The following is an 18,184-nucleotide window of genomic DNA, read 5'->3' on the forward strand; positions in this document are numbered from 1 at the left end:
ATTCCCACTCTCTTTTTTTTCTTACCTTTGCGTTTCAATTACTTTGTATCATGAATGGAGAGAGCCAAGTTATATTCGACCGAAACGCTGTAGAGTTTGTTACTGTAGCCGCAGAGTTCTGTGCATTCCTTGAACGCGCAGAAGGAATGAAGCAGGAGACTTTTGTTAATACGATGCTTAAAATTTTACCTTTATTATATATAAAGGCATCTATGCTACCGGAAATAGAACAAATTGGCGAGGAAGAACTTGAATCTTACGTTACCGAAGAAACCTACACCATACTTCGTATCAATCTTGCCGACATTCTTGCAGAGAAAGACGATTATCTGGAAGTATTCCTTCCGGAGATGGCATACAGCGACACCCCCATCAAAAAAAATATATCGGAAGATTTGGCCGACATTTACCAGGATATCAAAGACTTTGTATTTGTATTCCGCCTGGGGCTTAACGAAACCATGAATGATGCCTTATACATTTGCAAAGAAAATTTTGGTAGACTTTGGGGACAGAAATTAGTTAATACACTACGCGCACTGCACGACGTTAAGTATAACCAAGCTACCGATCAAGATGATGATTATCATTATGCGGATGACGACCATGATAACTATCACTAATTAAGTTATGTTATGATTATACAAAGAACAATAGACAAAGAACACCTAAAAGAATTACCTAAAACCACCTTTCCGGGAAAAATACATGTTATCGACACGGAAAAAGAGACACACAAGGCAATAAACTATCTGTTATCAAAAAAAGTACTTGGTATAGACAGTGAAACCCGCCCCTCTTTTACCAAAGGACAAACGCATAAAGTGGCTTTACTGCAAATATCATCAGACGAATGCTGTTTCCTGTTCAGGCTAAACCGTACCGGACTTATCTCTCCCATCATTGAGCTGTTGGAGAATCCGGAAGTGATTAAAGTAGGATTATCATTGAAAGATGATTTCATGATGCTTCACAAGCGCAGTCAGTTCAAACAGCAATCTTGCATAGAACTGCAAGACTATGTGAACAAATTTGGTATAACCGATAAAAGTCTGCAAAAGATATACGCCATCTTGTTTGGAGAGAAAATATCAAAATCTCAACGACTATCTAATTGGGAAACGGATGTACTGACAGACCCCCAAAAACAATATGCGGCTATTGACGCGTGGGCTTGCCTAAAAATATATAACTTTCTTGAAGAACTAAAACAAACGGGCGATTACGAATTAGCCCCAGAAACTCATACTCCTCATGTCATATCATAAAGTTTATCTGAAACCGGGTAAAGAAGAATCGTTAAAAAGATTTCATCCTTGGATTTTCTCCGGTGCCATTGCACGTTTCGAAAGTGATCCCGACGAAGGGGAAATTGTAGAGGTATTCACTTCTAAAAAAGAATTCATTGCGAAAGGGCATTTCCAGATTGGAAGCATTGCCATACGTGTGCTCTCCTTTAAACAGGAACCTATTGATATAGATTTCTGGAAGCGCAAACTGCAAATAGCTTATGATATGCGGAAAGCCATAGGAGTAGCCACCAACCCCACCAATAACACCTATCGTTTGGTACATGGCGAAGGCGACAACCTCCCCGGCTTAGTTATCGACGTTTATGCGGAAACAGCTGTTATGCAGGCACATTCGGCAGGTATGCATGTAGATCGTATGGCCATTGCCGAAGCACTAAGCGAAGTTATGAAAGACTCCGTAAAGAACATCTATTATAAATCTGAAACAACGCTGCCCTTCAAAGCCGATTTATTCCCCGAAAATGGTTTCTTAAAAGGAGGAAGTGCAGAAAACATTGCTCAGGAATATGGGCTAAAATTCCACGTCGACTGGCTGAAAGGACAAAAAACCGGTTTCTTTGTAGATCAACGCGAAAACCGTGCTCTCCTGGAACGTTACTCTAAAAACCGTTCTGTATTGAATATGTTTTGCTATACCGGAGGGTTTTCTTTCTATGCCATGAGAGGAGAAGCTACTCAGGTTCATTCTGTCGACAGCTCTGCCAAAGCAATAGAATTGACCAACAAGAATGTAGAGTTAAATTTTCCGGGAGACAACCGCCATACTGCCTTTGCAGAAGATGCATTCAAATACTTAGATCGCATGGGCGATCAATATGATTTGATTGTTCTTGACCCACCTGCATTTGCCAAACATAAAGATGCCTTGCGCAATGCACTTCAAGGATACAGGAAACTAAATGCCAAGGCTTTCGAGAAAATTAAACCGGGAGGAATCCTGTTTACTTTCTCCTGCTCTCAGGTTGTTACTAAAGACAATTTCCGTACGGCTGTATTTACTGCTGCCGCTTTATCGGGAAGAAGTGTTCGCATTCTGCATCAATTAACGCAGCCTGCCGATCATCCGGTTAACATTTACCATCCCGAAGGCGAATACCTGAAAGGACTCGTTTTATACGTAGAATAATAAAGACTTAAGAGAATTAATTGAACTAAAAAGTTAATTAACGTTATACAAGAAGAGAAATAAGCGCAAATATTATGTTGCATAACATATTTAACCTTATATTTGCACTGTGTTTTTCATGGTATTAGATTTAAGGTTAACAAAGATTGGATGTCCGGGAGGATAGCCAATTTTTTTTGTTTTTATTTGCCCGACTTATCATTGCGAAATTGTATATTTGCCTTACACCTTACAGAAAGAATATATAAAAGACAAAATATATGAGTGTAAAATACCGTCTGATCATTATGAACTTCCTGCAATTCGCAGTGTGGGGAGCATACCTAACTTCTATGGGAAGTTATTTAGTAAGTGTTAACCAAGCCTCACACATTGGGATGTTTTATGCCATACAAGGTATTGTTTCCATGTTTATGCCGGCATTAATTGGTATCGTGGCCGACCGCTGGGTGCCTGCACAAAAAATGTACAGTTTTTGTCATCTTGTGGGAGGATTATTTATGCTGGCTGCCGGATATTATGGATATACTGCCGGAAGTGGAGTAGAATTCCCGCTTTTGTTTACACTCTATGCTTTTAGTGTGGCTTTCTATATGCCTACGCTTGCTCTATCTAATTCGGTAGCTTACTCCATATTGGAAAAAGCAGGTCTGGATACCATCAAAGCATTTCCACCCATCCGCATATTCGGCACCATCGGTTTTATATGTGCCATGCTGTTTGTAGATATTACCGGCTATCAATTTACTTATGCGCAATTCTTTACTTCAGGAGCATTGGGATTGCTCTTGGCCGTTTACGCATTTTCGGCTATTCCTAATATACCGGTAACGAGCCATAAAGGAGAAAAGAAAAGTCTGGCCGAGAGCTTGGGGCTTGATGCCTTCAAGCTTTTTAAAAGTCGCAAAATGGCTTTATTCTTTATATTCTCCATGCTTCTTGGGGTATCTCTGCAAATTACCAATGGCTTTGCCAATCCATTTATCACCAGTTTTAAGGCCATGCCCGAATTTGCCAACTCGTTTGGTGCAAATCATGCCAATGCTTTGATTTCTCTTTCGCAAATCTCGGAAACATTGTGCATCCTCCTTATTCCTTTCTTCTTGAAGAAATTCGGTATTAAGCAAGTAATGCTCATCGCCATGGTAGCCTGGGTATTAAGATTCGGTTTGTTTGGAGCCGGAGATCCTGGTCCGAATGTCTGGATGTTTATCCTTTCTATGATTGTATATGGCGTTGCCTTCGATTTCTTCAACATTTCGGGTTCTTTGTTTGTTGATAAGGAAACAACACCCGCCATTCGTTCGAGCGCGCAAGGAATGTTTATGCTTATGACTAATGGTGTGGGAGCTACCGTAGGAACGCTGGGCGCACAAGCAGTGGTAAACCATTTTACATACTCTAAAGAATATGAAGGCGCATTTTATACAGTAGGAGAATGGAGTACCGTTTGGTACATTTTTGCTGCTTATGCATTAGTGGTTGCCATACTCTTTGCCCTTGTGTTTAAATACAAACATCAGCCGGAAAAGGAAACGAAAAAATAACAAAAAAATGGATCAGAAGATAGAGGTAAAAGTAGTAAACGTAGCCAACAGCCAAGAACAAGCTTCCGCATTCGCCATGGTTTTGCAGGAGGTGAAAGGAAAACGACAGATGCCTGTCATTATAGGATCTGCCGAAGCACAATCTATAGTATTGAGTCTCAAAGGAATTCAACCACCCAGACCCCTTACTCATGATTTGTTTGTTACTTGTATGGCTTCATTTTCTATCTCAGCAGAAGAAGTATTAATCTACAAAGCTAAAGAGGGGGTATTTTACTCCTACGTCACTTTCAGGAAGGATGATACCCGAACCCGCATAGATGCCCGTACCTCAGATGCCATCGGAATTGCCATACGTTCCGGTTGTCCCATCTATGTATATGAATCTATTCTGGAAAAAGAACAACTGCTTATAGAAGACATATCCGACAATTTTTATACCGAGGAATCTACTAACGAATCAACTATTTCATTGCAAGGTAAAAGCCTTACCGCACTAAAAAAAGAACTGGAAAAAGCCATCTCCGAAGAGAACTATGAACTTGCCTCTTTACTACGAGATGAAATATCCCGAAGAAAATAACCATTCATGCACGTATTTTATACTCCCAACATATTATCTACCTCCGAGCTTCCGGAAGAGGAAGCCCGGCATTGCACCCGTGTACTCCGACTGACAGAAGGCGACGAGATAACCCTTACAGACGGAAAGGGTAACTTTTACCAGGCAGCTATCAGTGGTGCCAACAACAAGCGATGCTTAGTGTCTATTCTGGAAACCACTCCTCAACCACCATTATGGAACGGGCACTTGCACATAGCCATGGCTCCTACCAAGAACATGGACCGGAACGAATGGTTTGCCGAAAAAGCCACCGAAGTTGGTATCGACGAAATCACTTTTCTCGATTGCCGCTTTTCCGAACGCAAGAATATTAAAACAGATCGCATAGAAAAAATTGTAATCTCGGCAATGAAACAATCTTTAAAAGCAAGATTGCCCCTGATTCATGAAATGACTGCCTTCGACAAATTCTTGAATCAGGAATTTAAAGGACAAAAGTTTATAGCTCATTGTTACAAACAAGAGAAGAAATTACTCAAGGATATGTTGCTTCCCAATGAAGATACACTTATCCTGATAGGTCCGGAAGGAGACTTTAGCGAAGAGGAAGTTGCCAAAGCTTTAGAAAAAGGATTTCAGCCTATCAGCCTGGGAAACTCGCGATTAAGGACAGAAACGGCTGCACTGGCGGCCTGCTTTACGTTTAGTTTGATGAACCAGTGAGCGATAGTGAACACGGAACATGATTGTTTTCAATAAATGATCGGTGTTTTTAGACGCGGATTGCACAGATTGCACGGATTAAAATCACGGATTATTCTTTATGCATTTTATCCGTGTTTTAAGATCCGTGCAATCTGTACAATCCGCGTCATTTGTTGCGAAATAGTTAAGGGGCGTTATTTCTCCCCCAGAAAGTTTTTTCTTCAAAAAAGTCCCGCAAGTTCCACCAGACACATAATCAATTGATATACAACAGAATATATTAATGGAACTTCCTAAAAAAAGTTCCACCAAGTACCACCAAAGTCCCACCTTTTTCTATATTATTACATGCATTATGCTTTTATTCTTTATTTCAGTTCTTTGCTTTATACACTTTTTTAATTTTTTAAATCATTAAGAAAATAGTCTGCACACCCGGGTGTACGGGTTATCTACATCCACATCTACCAAATCCGTACATCCGGGTGCACAACCCCGGTATACCCGGGTGTACGTAAGGTAAACAAAGTTGATGGAAAACTCTTCTTAACTTACTTGAAACAGAAAAAGGCTTAAGGAAATATTTTGGGGAATAGTTGTTTTTTTACAGAATTTATTATACTTTCGTCTGTGAAAAATTCTTTTCGTGCACATTTTTGTTTTGCAACATAAGGATGTGATGTACTATAGCAGCATTAACACGACTTTATAAACTTAAAAGAATAAAAGATATGGCGACCTCGAATTTGTTGGATGAAAAACACATTACCAATGCATTTGTGTATATTGAAGGAGATAAAATGAATAATGTTGTTTCCTTGGAACTGAATCAGGAGTTTGGTCAACACCATCGATTTAAAGTAGTATTAGATTATGATGTGGCCAGTCAATCGCTGTTCGGTGATTTATCAAACCAGATAGCCTTGATGGGACAAACACTTGATATTGATTTGCAGCAAGGCGACGATAGCGCATGGGTATACGAGTTTAGAGGAGTAATAGACAACGTATACACCGAAGGTCGGGAAGGAAAGTATGGCTATCTGGTGCTGGAAGGTAGCAGTCCGACCAACTTGCTGGAAAGAGGCCAGCGATTGGATATTTTTGGCAGAATGTCTCTGCAAGACGTTGTAGAAGAGGTTACTGCAGGTGTACAAGAAGATATTTTATCAATTGTAAATACTCCAAGGTACAACGTACGCTTAAACTTCCTGATGCAATATTATGAAAGCGATTGGGAATTCTTGCAACGCTTATCAGCTATATCGGGCGAAACATTATATTACACCGGGCGAGATCTTGTATTTGGTACTCATAAAGATTGGGAGCCATTTGAAGTAATGTACGACAGAGAAATAATGACACTTCAATTTGGCTCACGATTGTTGGCTAATACATTTACCAATTATCAATATTTATCTGCTAAAGATGAAGTTCTTCGGCAAACATCACCGAGTGAAATTGAAAACTCAGATGAATACTTATATGTAGCTGCTCAAAAAGCTGCAGAGCTGGTAACTAATAGACCTACTCTACTGCCGGCTTCTCTTGCCGTAGAAGATAAAGGTGCACTGGATGATATGGTGGAGCGGCGGAAAACGGCAACAGCCTCTCGCAGCGTATATGTAAGAGGTGTTTCTAAAACATGCGACCCACGTATCGGAAGATTGCTAACCATATCAATGCCACAAGGCATGGGCACTTCAGAATTGGGTACATATAGAGTGATTAAGGTGGTTCATCGTATTGACGAGAATCATCGTTATAGTTGTGAGTTCGAAGCTATTCCGGCTGATTTGAAATTTGTTCCAACTCCTGAACTGAAAATGCCTGTAGCCAGTTCTGTTCTGGCAACAGTGATTAAAAACAATGACCCTGAAGGATTGGGGCGCGTACAAGTAGAGTTTCCTTTTGCACGAGACAGGGTTGGTGATGCTTGGTTGCGTGTAATGAGTCCCGATGCCGGAGGAATTGTAGGCTATGGCAATAAAAAAATAGGTGTTGTAGAAAAGAACCGGGGAATGGTATTCATTCCCGAAGAAGGAGATCAGGTGATGGTAGGCTTCGAGTTTGGCGATCCTAACCGACCGTATGTAATGGGAAGTATGTTTCATGGGAAGAATACAGGGGGAGCCGCAGCAGAAAATGCTGTTAAGAGTATTGTTACGCGTAGTGGGCATACAGTGGAATTTGATGATACTAAAGAAACATTGGGAATCACCATAAAGGATCTGAATGGCAATGTAATTCATCTGGACACAAAAGGAAGCAACATCAAAATTTCAGCCCCCGAAACGTTGGCATTAGATGCTACAAACATCATACTTTCAGCTTCTGAAAATGTTTTTATGAAAGTTGGCGAAAATTTAGAGGCAATTGTAAACAATCAATTCAGTTTAAAATCTAATGAAATTACTACTGTTGCAAAAGAACGTATGGAGGAAACTGCCAAAGAATACGAATTAACTGCACAGAAAGTTCGGATAGACAGCACCAAGGAGAATATGGAGTTGGCCTCTTCCAAAACAATAGATATACAAAGTTCGGAAAAAGTACAATTATTCTAAGCAATGACTCAAATGATACCCAACAAGCTACTCCCTTTTGAGGAAATCAGAAATTACGAAGTTCGGATGAACATCATTGCGGAGAGCGAATTTCAGAAGAGTTCTAATGAACTGACTTATGATATAGCATATCAGTATATAGAAAAGAAAAAACAAGGTCATTTGGTGCGTTTGAATAAAAGTAATGTTCGGTTAAATGATAAAATTATTTTGAATCTATTTGATGACATTTTACAAAAAGTGAGTAAATGCCTCTATCAATTGGATATTTTAACCGATGATGCCGGAAGTATTATTGAAATAACCAACTGGGAAAGAATAAAAGAATTATGGTTTGTTCAGCGCTCAGAAGTAGAATTAACTTACAAAGGGAATATAGTAACCGAATTTCTTGATAAAATGGAAGCGAATTTAGTTGACTCAAAAAGCTTCCATGAATTGATAAATGGCGACTTATTTACATTCTTTTTTTGTTATCCTTTTTTTCGGAAATACGAGGTGGTGTCACCTCCCGCCAAGACCGAAATTGCTAACTCATGGATTATTGAACCTACAGTAAGAGCTACCCCAAAACCATATATAAAAGATACTACTCGCGAATTGACTTTAAAAAATCTGATTGGTCGATCGGATATTTATTACACCGTTAAAGAGAAATTGCATCTGCCCGATTTTGATAAATATAAATTTTCTATTTCGGGGCATAGCAAGAAACATCGGGGATTAACCGAATCTTTGTCGCTAATGCTAAAAAAGAGTTGCACAAATCAGCCTTTTTATTCTGCAATAGAGGGAGAGTCTATCTTAGCGACTTCCGGAGCTATCAAAACTATGAAGATTAAAATCGACTCCAGAATGGGTAGTTTATACAAAAAGAAGGTAACTATTATGTGTAATTTGAAAGGAGAATAAAATATGTCGGATGATAAAGGTAGAATCAGCGCTTTTTGGGTTTGTCATGGTGCAATTGCCAAGTGTTCTTTTGCTAAAACCCCGGCTATAATGCAAACTGTTTCGCAGCAAAAGTACACCATCACTAACCCTGCATTTCAAAAATGGATGATTACTGATGAAGATAAGGATATCCGTTCTCTTAGTTTTATTACTTGCTACAGAGATCCAAGTAAGCCTATTCCATGTGTGCCGAATGTAGTTTGGGAAGATGTGTATACATACGTTACAGGTGAAAAAAGATTTGGTTTCCTGCTGGATATCTCTAAAGGTACTTGCCAACGATGCCAAGGTATAATAACCATACAGCATCATGGGCAAATGGTGGCGGCAACTATGCAACTGTTAAACAATCAGCAAGATGAAGTCAGCGTATGTCAGTTTCCATTTGTCGACCCCTTGTTTAAAGCTGAGAAAACATCAAAAAGACCATCGAGAGTGTCAGGAATTACAGCTAAACATTTCGACAAAGAAGCTGTAGGAACTCAAAAAATGTCCGTCCTTAAAAACCATAGGATTGATTTAACAGCAACGCCTCGTCCGGATTCAAATCGAGATCCCGATCTTATATCCTGGAGAATTACTCGTGAGGTTAAGAAAAAATACATACCTTACAAAGAGTTTGTGAGGTTGGGACAAGAATTAACAGGATTCGTTTTTCCGGAAATAGGGCGCTATAAGATAGAAGCCTATGGCGAAACCCCTAACGATAATTCGTGCACTATTTCTTTTGAGGTAGAAGAAAATTCGATAGGCAAGATAGTATTAAAACATACCAATAATAAGGAAGCGGATGAGTTTGATATAAATGCCAAAGATGCATTAGCGGCTTATCCACCTGGAAAGATAGAATTTACAGGTGTATTTAACTATGATATTGATCCCAAAAACGACCTTTGGAAATACCATTGGGCAATCATAGAAGAAGGAGAAACAGAAGATAAGAACACTGTTTGCAATAACTTGTTAACCTGTGACCAGAAAAACAAATTTTCGTTCAACTTCTTCAATTATGGAGTATACATCCTGCAACTGTTTCGCTACAAGCCTTTAGAAACTATTCCCGACAAAATTCAACATATAAGAATTGAGATACTACCCAATATACCTGTAAGTCTGCATCTGAATAAAACTGTGTTTCGCCCAAATGAGTCTATTGTAGCGCTTGTAAAAAGATTCTATGAAAACGGCGACGGCTATTCCTACATAAGACCTATTAATTCAAAAAAAGAATTAGGCAAATTAATATGGAGCGTTGACGATTTTAATTCAAAAAAAGAAAACAAAGAATTTAAACGTTTCTTGGATAGCAAAGGACACTTTATTGGCATAGGTCCATTAAGAGCACCCGACTCCGATTCTATTTGTTTTTTTATTCAAAAGGAAGGACAATATTTCCTAAATACAAAAACAGGGGCTAACTTAATGCGGTTTCAGTTTAAGAAAAAAACGGTTGACAAGCAAAGGTTTGATGTTACGCTGAACTACCCCGTAAAAAGTCATTGTAAAGAAGGAGGAGTATACAGCGAAAACAAGTGCATTGTGTTTGTGAACGAAGAATTGAAACTGGCAGTTCAGGATTATAAAATTTCGGATGTATGGGAGAGTGAAAGAGATGCAATCAAGTGGGGGATATATAATGAAGAAAAGAAAGAGATAGTTAGAAATGCGTGTATGGAACCATTAACCATGCTGGGCATTAACGCAAAAAAAATGGAAGGAGATGGTATCCAACTTACTTTTCAACGAACAGGCGAATATTATGTGCAACCTTACTTGTCATCATTAGAAACTGTCAAAGATAATAAAATCGGAACACTAATACAGCAAATTCAAGTAGTGACTCCCACCATGGAAAACGCGTTCTGGATATTCAACACCGGCGAACGCATCTTCGGGAAAGCAGGTGTTAATCAGCTGATACATTATGTAATAGAGGCACCAATCTTTGCCGGACGATGTTGCTCTATTGCTATTTGGGTGGGCGAACAAGGAATGACTACTTTCAATGTTGCCAAATGCAAAATATTGGATGTATTGCATGGAAATACATTTGATAATGAGGGAAATTTGGTAGAAGCTTACACATTTAGTAAAGAAAAATACGAGTTGGCTACGAAACAAATATTCCCAGACAATGGTGCTCCTGTTCCTCTGTTTTTCACTATTCAGAAAAAGGGGGGATTTAATTTTCAACCAAAAAACATGCCCGAAGTTGTATACGAAGGCGAAAGCTATCTTTACCCATTTGGAAACAGTGTACTGATTGCCAACGAATCATTATTCCACTCTTTCATTTTTAACGATCCAGGTAAAAACCGACCTCGCCTCACCCCTATACGGTACGGAAAAGAGATAACGATGACCGTACAAACACTAAATATGAAAGAAGAAACACTGGTTTTCGAACTCTATCTGGATACATGCTCAGGCGCTACCCCTATAGAAACCCACGAAGCCATTGTAGATGCATCCGGAGTAGCAGAATGTAACATCACATTAAAAAAAGAATGGAGTGGAGAACCTGAGAATACTCCTTCTGCTTCTACCGAAGAGCCGGTACTCATAGAAGAAGATGCCTCGGCTTATCAAGAATCCGTTGAAAATGAAGATCCAAAGTTTGCGGTAGAACAGCCGCCTAAGATTCTGAAAAAGCTCTATGCAAGAGTAAAAACCAAGAGTACAAATAAATATTTCGAAAACAAAAAGCAGTATATAAATTCTGAAAATGGATACATTTATGTGGAAATGACAGAAGAAGAAACATCCGACAAAACAGAAGTGCTGGATGGATTGGCTGTGGTGGAATGGACGGATCATAGCCAGAGGAAGAAGTACTGTCCTCGTTGTGGCGAACTTACAGTAGAAGAATTCAAACAACTGTTTCCCAATCTTTCGAGATTGTTTTCTGATAAGAATAATCCGGAAAGCATTCGAACCACATCTGTAGAAGATTTTGTAAAGGAACTCAACAAACAGTTTCAGGAGTTTGGAATAACGAATTGCAACCGTAAAATAATGTATCTGACTTTTTGCTATTCAGAAACTAATTTTACAACTCTAAAAGAAAATCTCTATTATACAACAGAAACAGGATTGATAGCTAACTTTGGAGGAAGACCGGATGTGAAGGAAAATCCAAAAAGTTACTTGGAAAACCCGGAAAAATTAGGCAATTATGTTTATGGTAAAACCATGTCGGAAAAGCGAAAACTGGGATTGGGAAATGAGAATGATAATGGCGACGGATACAAATACCGTGGGCATGGACTAATTCAGATTACAGGAAAAGCAGCCTATAAAGAACTGCAGAAATATTTGGATAAGAAATTAGGAGATGCTGCCCCTAATGTATTAGATGATCCTACAAAAATGGTAGAGAAGTTAGATATCTTAATTTTATCTACAATGTGGTATTGGTGCCATTACAAAACTATAAGTTTGAACCTCCTGGCCGACAAGGGAAATATTGGGGATATAATGAGAAAAGTTGGAGGCAACCATACTAAGCTCGATGAAAGAATTAAATGTTATAACGGATTGAAAAAGAAATATTCTCTTACGCAATGTCCATTTCATTTAAACTCGAAAGAATGCGTAGAGTATCATATCTATGCTTCGGGAGAAATTAAGAAAATAGTTCCCGAAAATTACGACACTCTTATTGATACCCCTAAAGAGCCCTTTGATTTTCATTACTATTATCACGATGATGAAGGAATGAAATGTTTTCTGGGAACTTTCGTGGTTTTTAGAACCAACAACAGGGAATCTCGTGACAAGATAGCCTCTGGAACAAGGTTGCTGCTTAATATGCCTCGCGATTTTAATAAAACGTTTGGTAAAACTTACATTGGGTACAACACCACTTTTCAGGAACCTCAAAAGAATCCATTCCGAGATTATATCAGTCCGGATGCTTTCGCTTCATTTTTAGGAGCATTAGCAGAATGTAGTTATGGTGATTTTGCATTTAACGGATGTACCTGTCAATATGGAATAGGGATACCGAGCAGGAGTCATTATACTGGGTATAATATTGATATGCAATATTTAAGAAGTAGAGGAAAAGGGTCTTTGCATATCAATACAAGTGAAGGTTGGGATGATTTGGATTTAGCTCGCCAGAATGCATTTCATGCCGCTTTAATAAAATTTGGATACTCAAAATTCTTAGTATTAGCCTCAGAAGATAATATGAAGAAGTTTGATGGCTTTGGATCGTCAGTAAAATCTTATGAAGACCATCACCATCATTTACATATAGAAGGTTTTAATGAAAAAAAAGTAGTAATAGAAAAAAGGAAATAATTTATGCTAAAAAACAATTTATTATTATTAATTCTTATTAGCTGCCTTAGTTGCAACAATAAGAAATCGGTTTCAACACCCTCTACAGCCGATACTATTACTTCTGCTTCGGTAGATGTAGAAACAACCGATACTTCAGATGAAATATATGAGAAGCCTTTAACTTTTTCCGAATTGGTGGCTAAGGTGCCCATTACTCCATTACCTTTTGGTATTAGTAAAATTGACACACTTAATATTTATCAGCCATTATCGGACTATTCACTGCCTCCTTATGGTTATGATACATTGAATGTATATAAATTGAATATTAAAAGCTTTATGGATTATAGGGCTAACGACGAAACAGACCCTATTTATAGCGACGAAGATAAAGATAGCGATTTTTTGAGTGAGTCTTCTCTATCATCTTATCTATCAAAGCGCTTACCACCACTCCCAACAGGAGAAGAGGTATTGTTGTATTATCTAAAAATAAGGGAGGAAGGATCGGCTTTCTGGCTTATAGTATGCAATCAAGATGGGAAGTTGATTTCTGAATTACAACTTTTTATGTCAGACCGTTTTTATATGCTTAGTTCTGTCGATGAAGAATATAAAGTAATAAGGAAGCACTATTATCCACCGTATAAAAAAGGGAAAATTCCAAAGGAAGGGTTTAAACATTTAAGAGATGAAGTTCCTGAATATGTAGTAGATAACAATCTTACAGTTTTGCATTATACTACTGAGCACGAAATATCTTCTAAAGAAATAAAAAAAACAAAACATAAATATTACTATTGGAGAAAAGAGATTCCAACCCTTATCTCTGAGTCAATAAATGGTAAAGTCATAAAATATCCTCCTATCGATGACAGCATTACTATATATTTACCAGATTCCTTACTTACTACCACTACTGATTCTATAAAGTTGCAGGAGATGGTATTGGAGGAGGAAGTGAAAGATACGATGCAGGTAGAAATAGAATAAAGTGACTTATGAAAAATAGTTTATTATTACTCTTGTTTATTAGTTGCCTTAGTTGCACCAATAATAAGAAATCGGCTTCAGCTTCCTCTACAGCCGACACTATTACTTCTGCTTCGGTAGATGTAGAAACAACCGATACTTCAGATGAAATATATGAGAAGCCTTTAATTTTTTCCGAACTGGTAGCTAAGGTACCCATAACTCCATTGCCCTTTGGTATTAGTGGAATTGATACACTTAATATTTATCAGCCATTGTCGGACCATTCACTGCCTCCTTATGGCTATGATACATTAAATGTATATAAATTAAATACTGAAGATCTTAGATATCTAAATGATCTGAATTCTATTTTTAGTGAAGAAGAAGCTCTTTCTGAACGAAATTCTTATTTTTCAAAACGTTTTCCTCCATTATCTACAGGGGAAGAGGTATTATTATATTTTCAAAGGAGAAGAGAGGAAGGATCGGCTTTCTGGCTTATAGTATGCAATCAAGATGGAAAGTTGATTTCCGAATTACGACTTTTTGAATCAGGCAATGACCATGTACTTGGCTATATAAACAAGAATTATGAAGCAGTAATAAATTATTATCGCTTACCACGCGAAATAGGCAAAATACATGAATTTGGGTTTACACATTTAGGTGATAAAGTTCCTGATTTTGTAAAAAAAATAATAACTTGAAAGTTTTAATTCATACTAATGAATTCACAATATCTTCTGAAGAAATAAAAGCAATAAGTACTAAATCTTATTACTGGAGGAAAGGAAATCCTACTCTTATTTATGAAATAATAGATGATAGAATTATAGATTATCCTCCTATCGAAGATGACAACATTACTGTAGATTTGCCAGATTCCTTACTTGCTTCCACTACTGATTCTATAAAGCTGCAGGAGATGGCATTGGAGGAGGTGAAAGATACGATGCAGGTAGAAATAGAATAAAGTGACTTATGAAAAATAGTTTATTATTGCTCTTGTTTATTAGTTGCCTTAGTTGTACCAATAATAAGAAATCGGCTTCAGTTTCCTCTATAACTGATACTATTGCTTCTGCTTCGGTAGATGTAGAAACAACCGATACTTCAGATGAAATATATGAGAAGCCTTTAACCTTTTCCGAACTGGTGGCTAAGGTACCCATTACTCCATTACCTTTTGGTATTAGCGGAATTGATACACTTAATATTTATCAACCATTATCGGACCATTCACTGCCTCCTTATGGTTATGATACATTGAATGTATATAAATTGAATATTGAAGAATTAAGACTTCCAAATGATCCGAACCCTGTTTATAGTGAAGAGTTTCATGTACGAGACTCTTATTTTTCAAAACGTTTACCTCCATTACCTACAGGTGAAGAAGTATTGTTGTATTATCGAAAAATCCATGTAGACACATACTGGGTTATTGTGTGTAGTCAAAAAGGTAGAATTCTTTCTGAATTTGGAATTTTTGATTCAAGAAGTAATTATAGCCTAAGTCTTATTAATGAAAATTATAAAATAATAGAAAGAATTTATGACACTCCTTATGGAATAGGCGATATTCACAGAGAAGGATTTAAACATTTAAAAGATGAAGTTTCTGAAGATGTCACAAATAAGAATCTTACAGTTTTGCATTTTGCTTATGAGTATAAAATATCTTCTAAAGAAATAAAAGAAATAAACTCTAAATCTTATTATTGGAGGAAAGGGATTCCAACTCTTATTTCTGAGTCAATAAATGATAAATTCATAAAATATCCTCCTATCGAAGATGACAGCATTGCTATAGATTTGCCAGATTCCTTACTTGCTACCACTACTGATTCTATAAAGCTGCAGGAGGTGATATTGGAGGAGGAAGTGAAAGATACGATGCAGGTAGAAATAGAATAAAACAAATTATGAAACAGATTCTTTATTTTACTTTATTGATTTTTATTTTTAATGGCTGTAAAAATAGTAATAATACAAAAACAAGCAATGAAGTACTTGCTGTTGATTCTTCTGTAGAAAAAAGACCTATTCTATGTGATTCTTCTCCGAATGTAGAAGATGAGAATGAAAGGCATGAACTTAAATTCTTACAGTGTCTTAACTTATCAGATACATCTATCGTTTTTAAATATCTACAAGAAGATAGTATGAAGTCATATCTGGGGGAAATTGAGAAAATAGAATATATCCCATATTACTCTTCAAATGAGCACTTTATAGAAATATACCCTAACAATAAAACTCAGATAGAAGGAAATATTCACGAATGCGGTTTTTTTGAAATTCAAGGGGAGCTAAATTCTATAAGCGTTGGGAGAATAAAGGATAGAATTTCAAAAATCCCATATATTTATTGGGATGAAAAGTATGTGATACCAAATGTTTTAGGAGATACTGCTGTCTTTTTTAGAGACAGTAAAAATATGGAAATATTAGTGGATAAATTCTGTAAAGCAGTGAACATAGAAAACAGAGCACTTGCTGAAAGTTATATAAATTTCCCTGTCGCTTTCAATGACTCATTGCATGAAAACTTGGATTTTTTGTGGGGAGAGCAGAACTTTAAGGAATGGAAAGATGTGATAACTATAATTTCTAAAGATATTCCTCAATATACACATTTTATACCTCTGCGTGTGGACACATATAATAGAGGAGGGATATTTATACAGAAAACAGAAAATATGTATGTATCAGATGATGATATAGAGACGTATAAATACATGACGGATTATGATTGTGGGCAATTTTTTGTTTACTATGATGAATGTATTGAAGATGAAAGCAAAATTTTCCCTAAAACCTATGCAATGCGCATCATGCGAGTAGATGGAGAATTGAAAATCTCTTCGTTTATTTATAGGAGATGATCTTAAAAAGAAAAAAACTATATATGACACAGGAACAGACACAACAATATTAAACAGAAATGATATAGTTGATTTTCATCGTTTCTTTGATTTGATAGAGCCAAATTCTGACTTAAACTTAAATTTTTAATGAATATTATAACAAAAAAAATGTGGTGGATTATTACTTCGTTACTTTGTTTCTTTATATTGTTTTTATTCGTTTCCTTTGTTCCCAAACAAAAAAACGATTGTATAGCAGTTGACTTAAAAGCTAATCAACTATTTAAATATACGATAGACACAACATTAGAGCAAACAAGATTAAGAGCCTTGGAGCATTATAAACAATGTCCTCCTTTACGCCCAGATCGTTTTCGAAGACGTGTAAAAATGCTGTGGGGTATTGATGTGAATGACTATCCTCAAAATTCAAAAATTTGGTTTGGAAACGAGGAATTTAAACTGTCTGTAAAACATCAAACCATAGAAGGTTTTGTTAATGTAGAGAACTATCCGTTTTCAGTATCTATTCCTCCTGATACAATTTACCCTTTTATGAGACAGTATCTATTTTTTAACGATTCAACCGCTGTTAATGTGTTAGAAAACTATAAGAGAAAAGCATATCAAAAGAACACACCACAATCTGAGATTATTGATGAAGATGTGATGTCTTTGGCTGATTTCCAATATATGATTTACAACAGCGTTATCTTTCTTCTTCCCGATCCTTATAATTTTTATAAATACATTGACGAACACTCTTATTATGGATATGAATATGGTCTTTATAAAATTTCATCGAATCCAGACTGTCTTAAAAGAACATCTGATATTCGAAGTGATCTACTGGTTTTATATATTCAAAATGAACAAAAAAAAGGAAGAGTTATTGGAGGGAACAATTTAATTAAGGATAATTGTTTAGACTTAGGATTTGATTTGGATTTAGAAACGGGCTATGTTTCATTTACTTATTTAAGAAGTGTATTGCACAGTTACAAAAATCAACCTTGGTTTAGTTATTCAACACATAGAGGAATTTGTACGGTACTTTCTTTTTTAATTCAACTAAAGCACAAAATTCAAAATAAAGTTGTAGTTGAATATATGTCTGGTAAGAGAGATTATCAAATTGAAGGTATTACAGAAGGAGGGCAAACATTTGTACGTGAATCTCTTCTTTCCAACAATTACTATGGCTATACTCTTCTTCGTGAATTCTGCGAAAATCCCATGCGTGAGACTCCCATTCTTGAAAAAATTGGAACA

General features: G+C 36.8%; 15 protein-coding genes. All 15 read left to right on the forward strand.

Annotated elements, in window-relative coordinates; all coding sequences use genetic code 11:
* The first annotated feature begins 50 nt into the window (after window positions 1–50).
* Window positions 51–623 carry a DUF5063 domain-containing protein gene (locus D0T60_RS08575; RefSeq protein WP_163217752.1) on the forward strand — a complete coding sequence of 191 codons (573 nt, stop codon included), beginning with the start codon at window positions 51–53 and terminating at the stop codon, window positions 621–623.
* A gap of 12 nt (window positions 624–635) precedes the next feature.
* Window positions 636–1,268 carry a 3'-5' exonuclease gene (locus tag D0T60_RS08580; protein ID WP_163217754.1) on the forward strand — a complete coding sequence of 211 codons (633 nt, stop codon included), beginning with the start codon at window positions 636–638 and terminating at the stop codon, window positions 1,266–1,268.
* Window positions 1,255–2,439, forward strand: coding sequence for a class I SAM-dependent rRNA methyltransferase (locus D0T60_RS08585; RefSeq protein WP_163217755.1), 1,185 nt, complete (start codon window positions 1,255–1,257; stop codon window positions 2,437–2,439). Before D0T60_RS08580 ends, D0T60_RS08585 begins: the two co-directional genes overlap by 14 nt.
* A gap of 260 nt (window positions 2,440–2,699) precedes the next feature.
* Entirely contained in the window at window positions 2,700–3,986 is a 1,287-nt protein-coding gene (locus tag D0T60_RS08590; protein WP_163217757.1) for a nucleoside permease, read from the forward strand.
* 7 nt (window positions 3,987–3,993) lie between these two features.
* Window positions 3,994–4,569, forward strand: coding sequence for a bifunctional nuclease family protein (locus D0T60_RS08595; protein WP_163217758.1), 576 nt, complete (start codon window positions 3,994–3,996; stop codon window positions 4,567–4,569).
* Between the two features lie 6 nt (window positions 4,570–4,575).
* On the forward strand, window positions 4,576–5,274 hold the full coding sequence (locus D0T60_RS08600; RefSeq protein ID WP_163217760.1) for a 16S rRNA (uracil(1498)-N(3))-methyltransferase: 699 nt from the start codon (window positions 4,576–4,578) through the stop codon (window positions 5,272–5,274).
* A gap of 713 nt (window positions 5,275–5,987) precedes the next feature.
* A complete protein-coding gene (locus tag D0T60_RS08605; protein ID WP_163217761.1) occupies window positions 5,988–7,823 on the forward strand; it encodes a type VI secretion system Vgr family protein in 1,836 nt (611 codons plus the stop codon).
* Window positions 7,824–7,835: 12 nt separating this feature from the next.
* Entirely contained in the window at window positions 7,836–8,735 is a 900-nt protein-coding gene (locus D0T60_RS08610) for a hypothetical protein (RefSeq protein ID WP_163217762.1), read from the forward strand.
* 3 nt (window positions 8,736–8,738) lie between these two features.
* A complete protein-coding gene (locus tag D0T60_RS08615) occupies window positions 8,739–13,085 on the forward strand; it encodes a PAAR-like protein (protein ID WP_163217764.1) in 4,347 nt (1,448 codons plus the stop codon).
* A gap of 3 nt (window positions 13,086–13,088) precedes the next feature.
* Window positions 13,089–14,060 (forward strand): hypothetical protein, encoded by a 972-nt coding sequence (locus D0T60_RS08620; RefSeq protein WP_163217765.1) that lies wholly within the window; start codon window positions 13,089–13,091, stop codon window positions 14,058–14,060.
* A gap of 8 nt (window positions 14,061–14,068) precedes the next feature.
* A complete protein-coding gene (locus tag D0T60_RS08625) occupies window positions 14,069–14,749 on the forward strand; it encodes a hypothetical protein (protein WP_163217766.1) in 681 nt (226 codons plus the stop codon).
* The gene (locus D0T60_RS08630) at window positions 14,746–15,015 is read left to right on the forward strand and encodes a hypothetical protein (RefSeq protein ID WP_163217767.1); all 270 of its coding nucleotides are present in this window, start codon (window positions 14,746–14,748) and stop codon (window positions 15,013–15,015) included. Before D0T60_RS08625 ends, D0T60_RS08630 begins: the two co-directional genes overlap by 4 nt.
* 8 nt (window positions 15,016–15,023) lie before the next feature.
* Window positions 15,024–15,959, forward strand: a complete 936-nt coding sequence (locus D0T60_RS08635) for a hypothetical protein (protein ID WP_163217768.1) — start codon at window positions 15,024–15,026, stop codon at window positions 15,957–15,959.
* An 8-nt stretch (window positions 15,960–15,967) separates the two neighbouring features.
* Window positions 15,968–16,930 carry a hypothetical protein gene (locus tag D0T60_RS08640; protein ID WP_163217769.1) on the forward strand — a complete coding sequence of 321 codons (963 nt, stop codon included), beginning with the start codon at window positions 15,968–15,970 and terminating at the stop codon, window positions 16,928–16,930.
* Between the two features lie 129 nt (window positions 16,931–17,059).
* Window positions 17,060–18,184, forward strand: a 1,125-nt coding sequence (locus D0T60_RS08645; protein WP_163217770.1) for a hypothetical protein, incomplete at its 3' end; no start/stop codon positions are given.

Source organism: Bacteroides sp. 224, assembly GCF_010500995.1.
Taxonomy (GTDB): Bacteria; Bacteroidota; Bacteroidia; order Bacteroidales; family Bacteroidaceae; genus Bacteroides.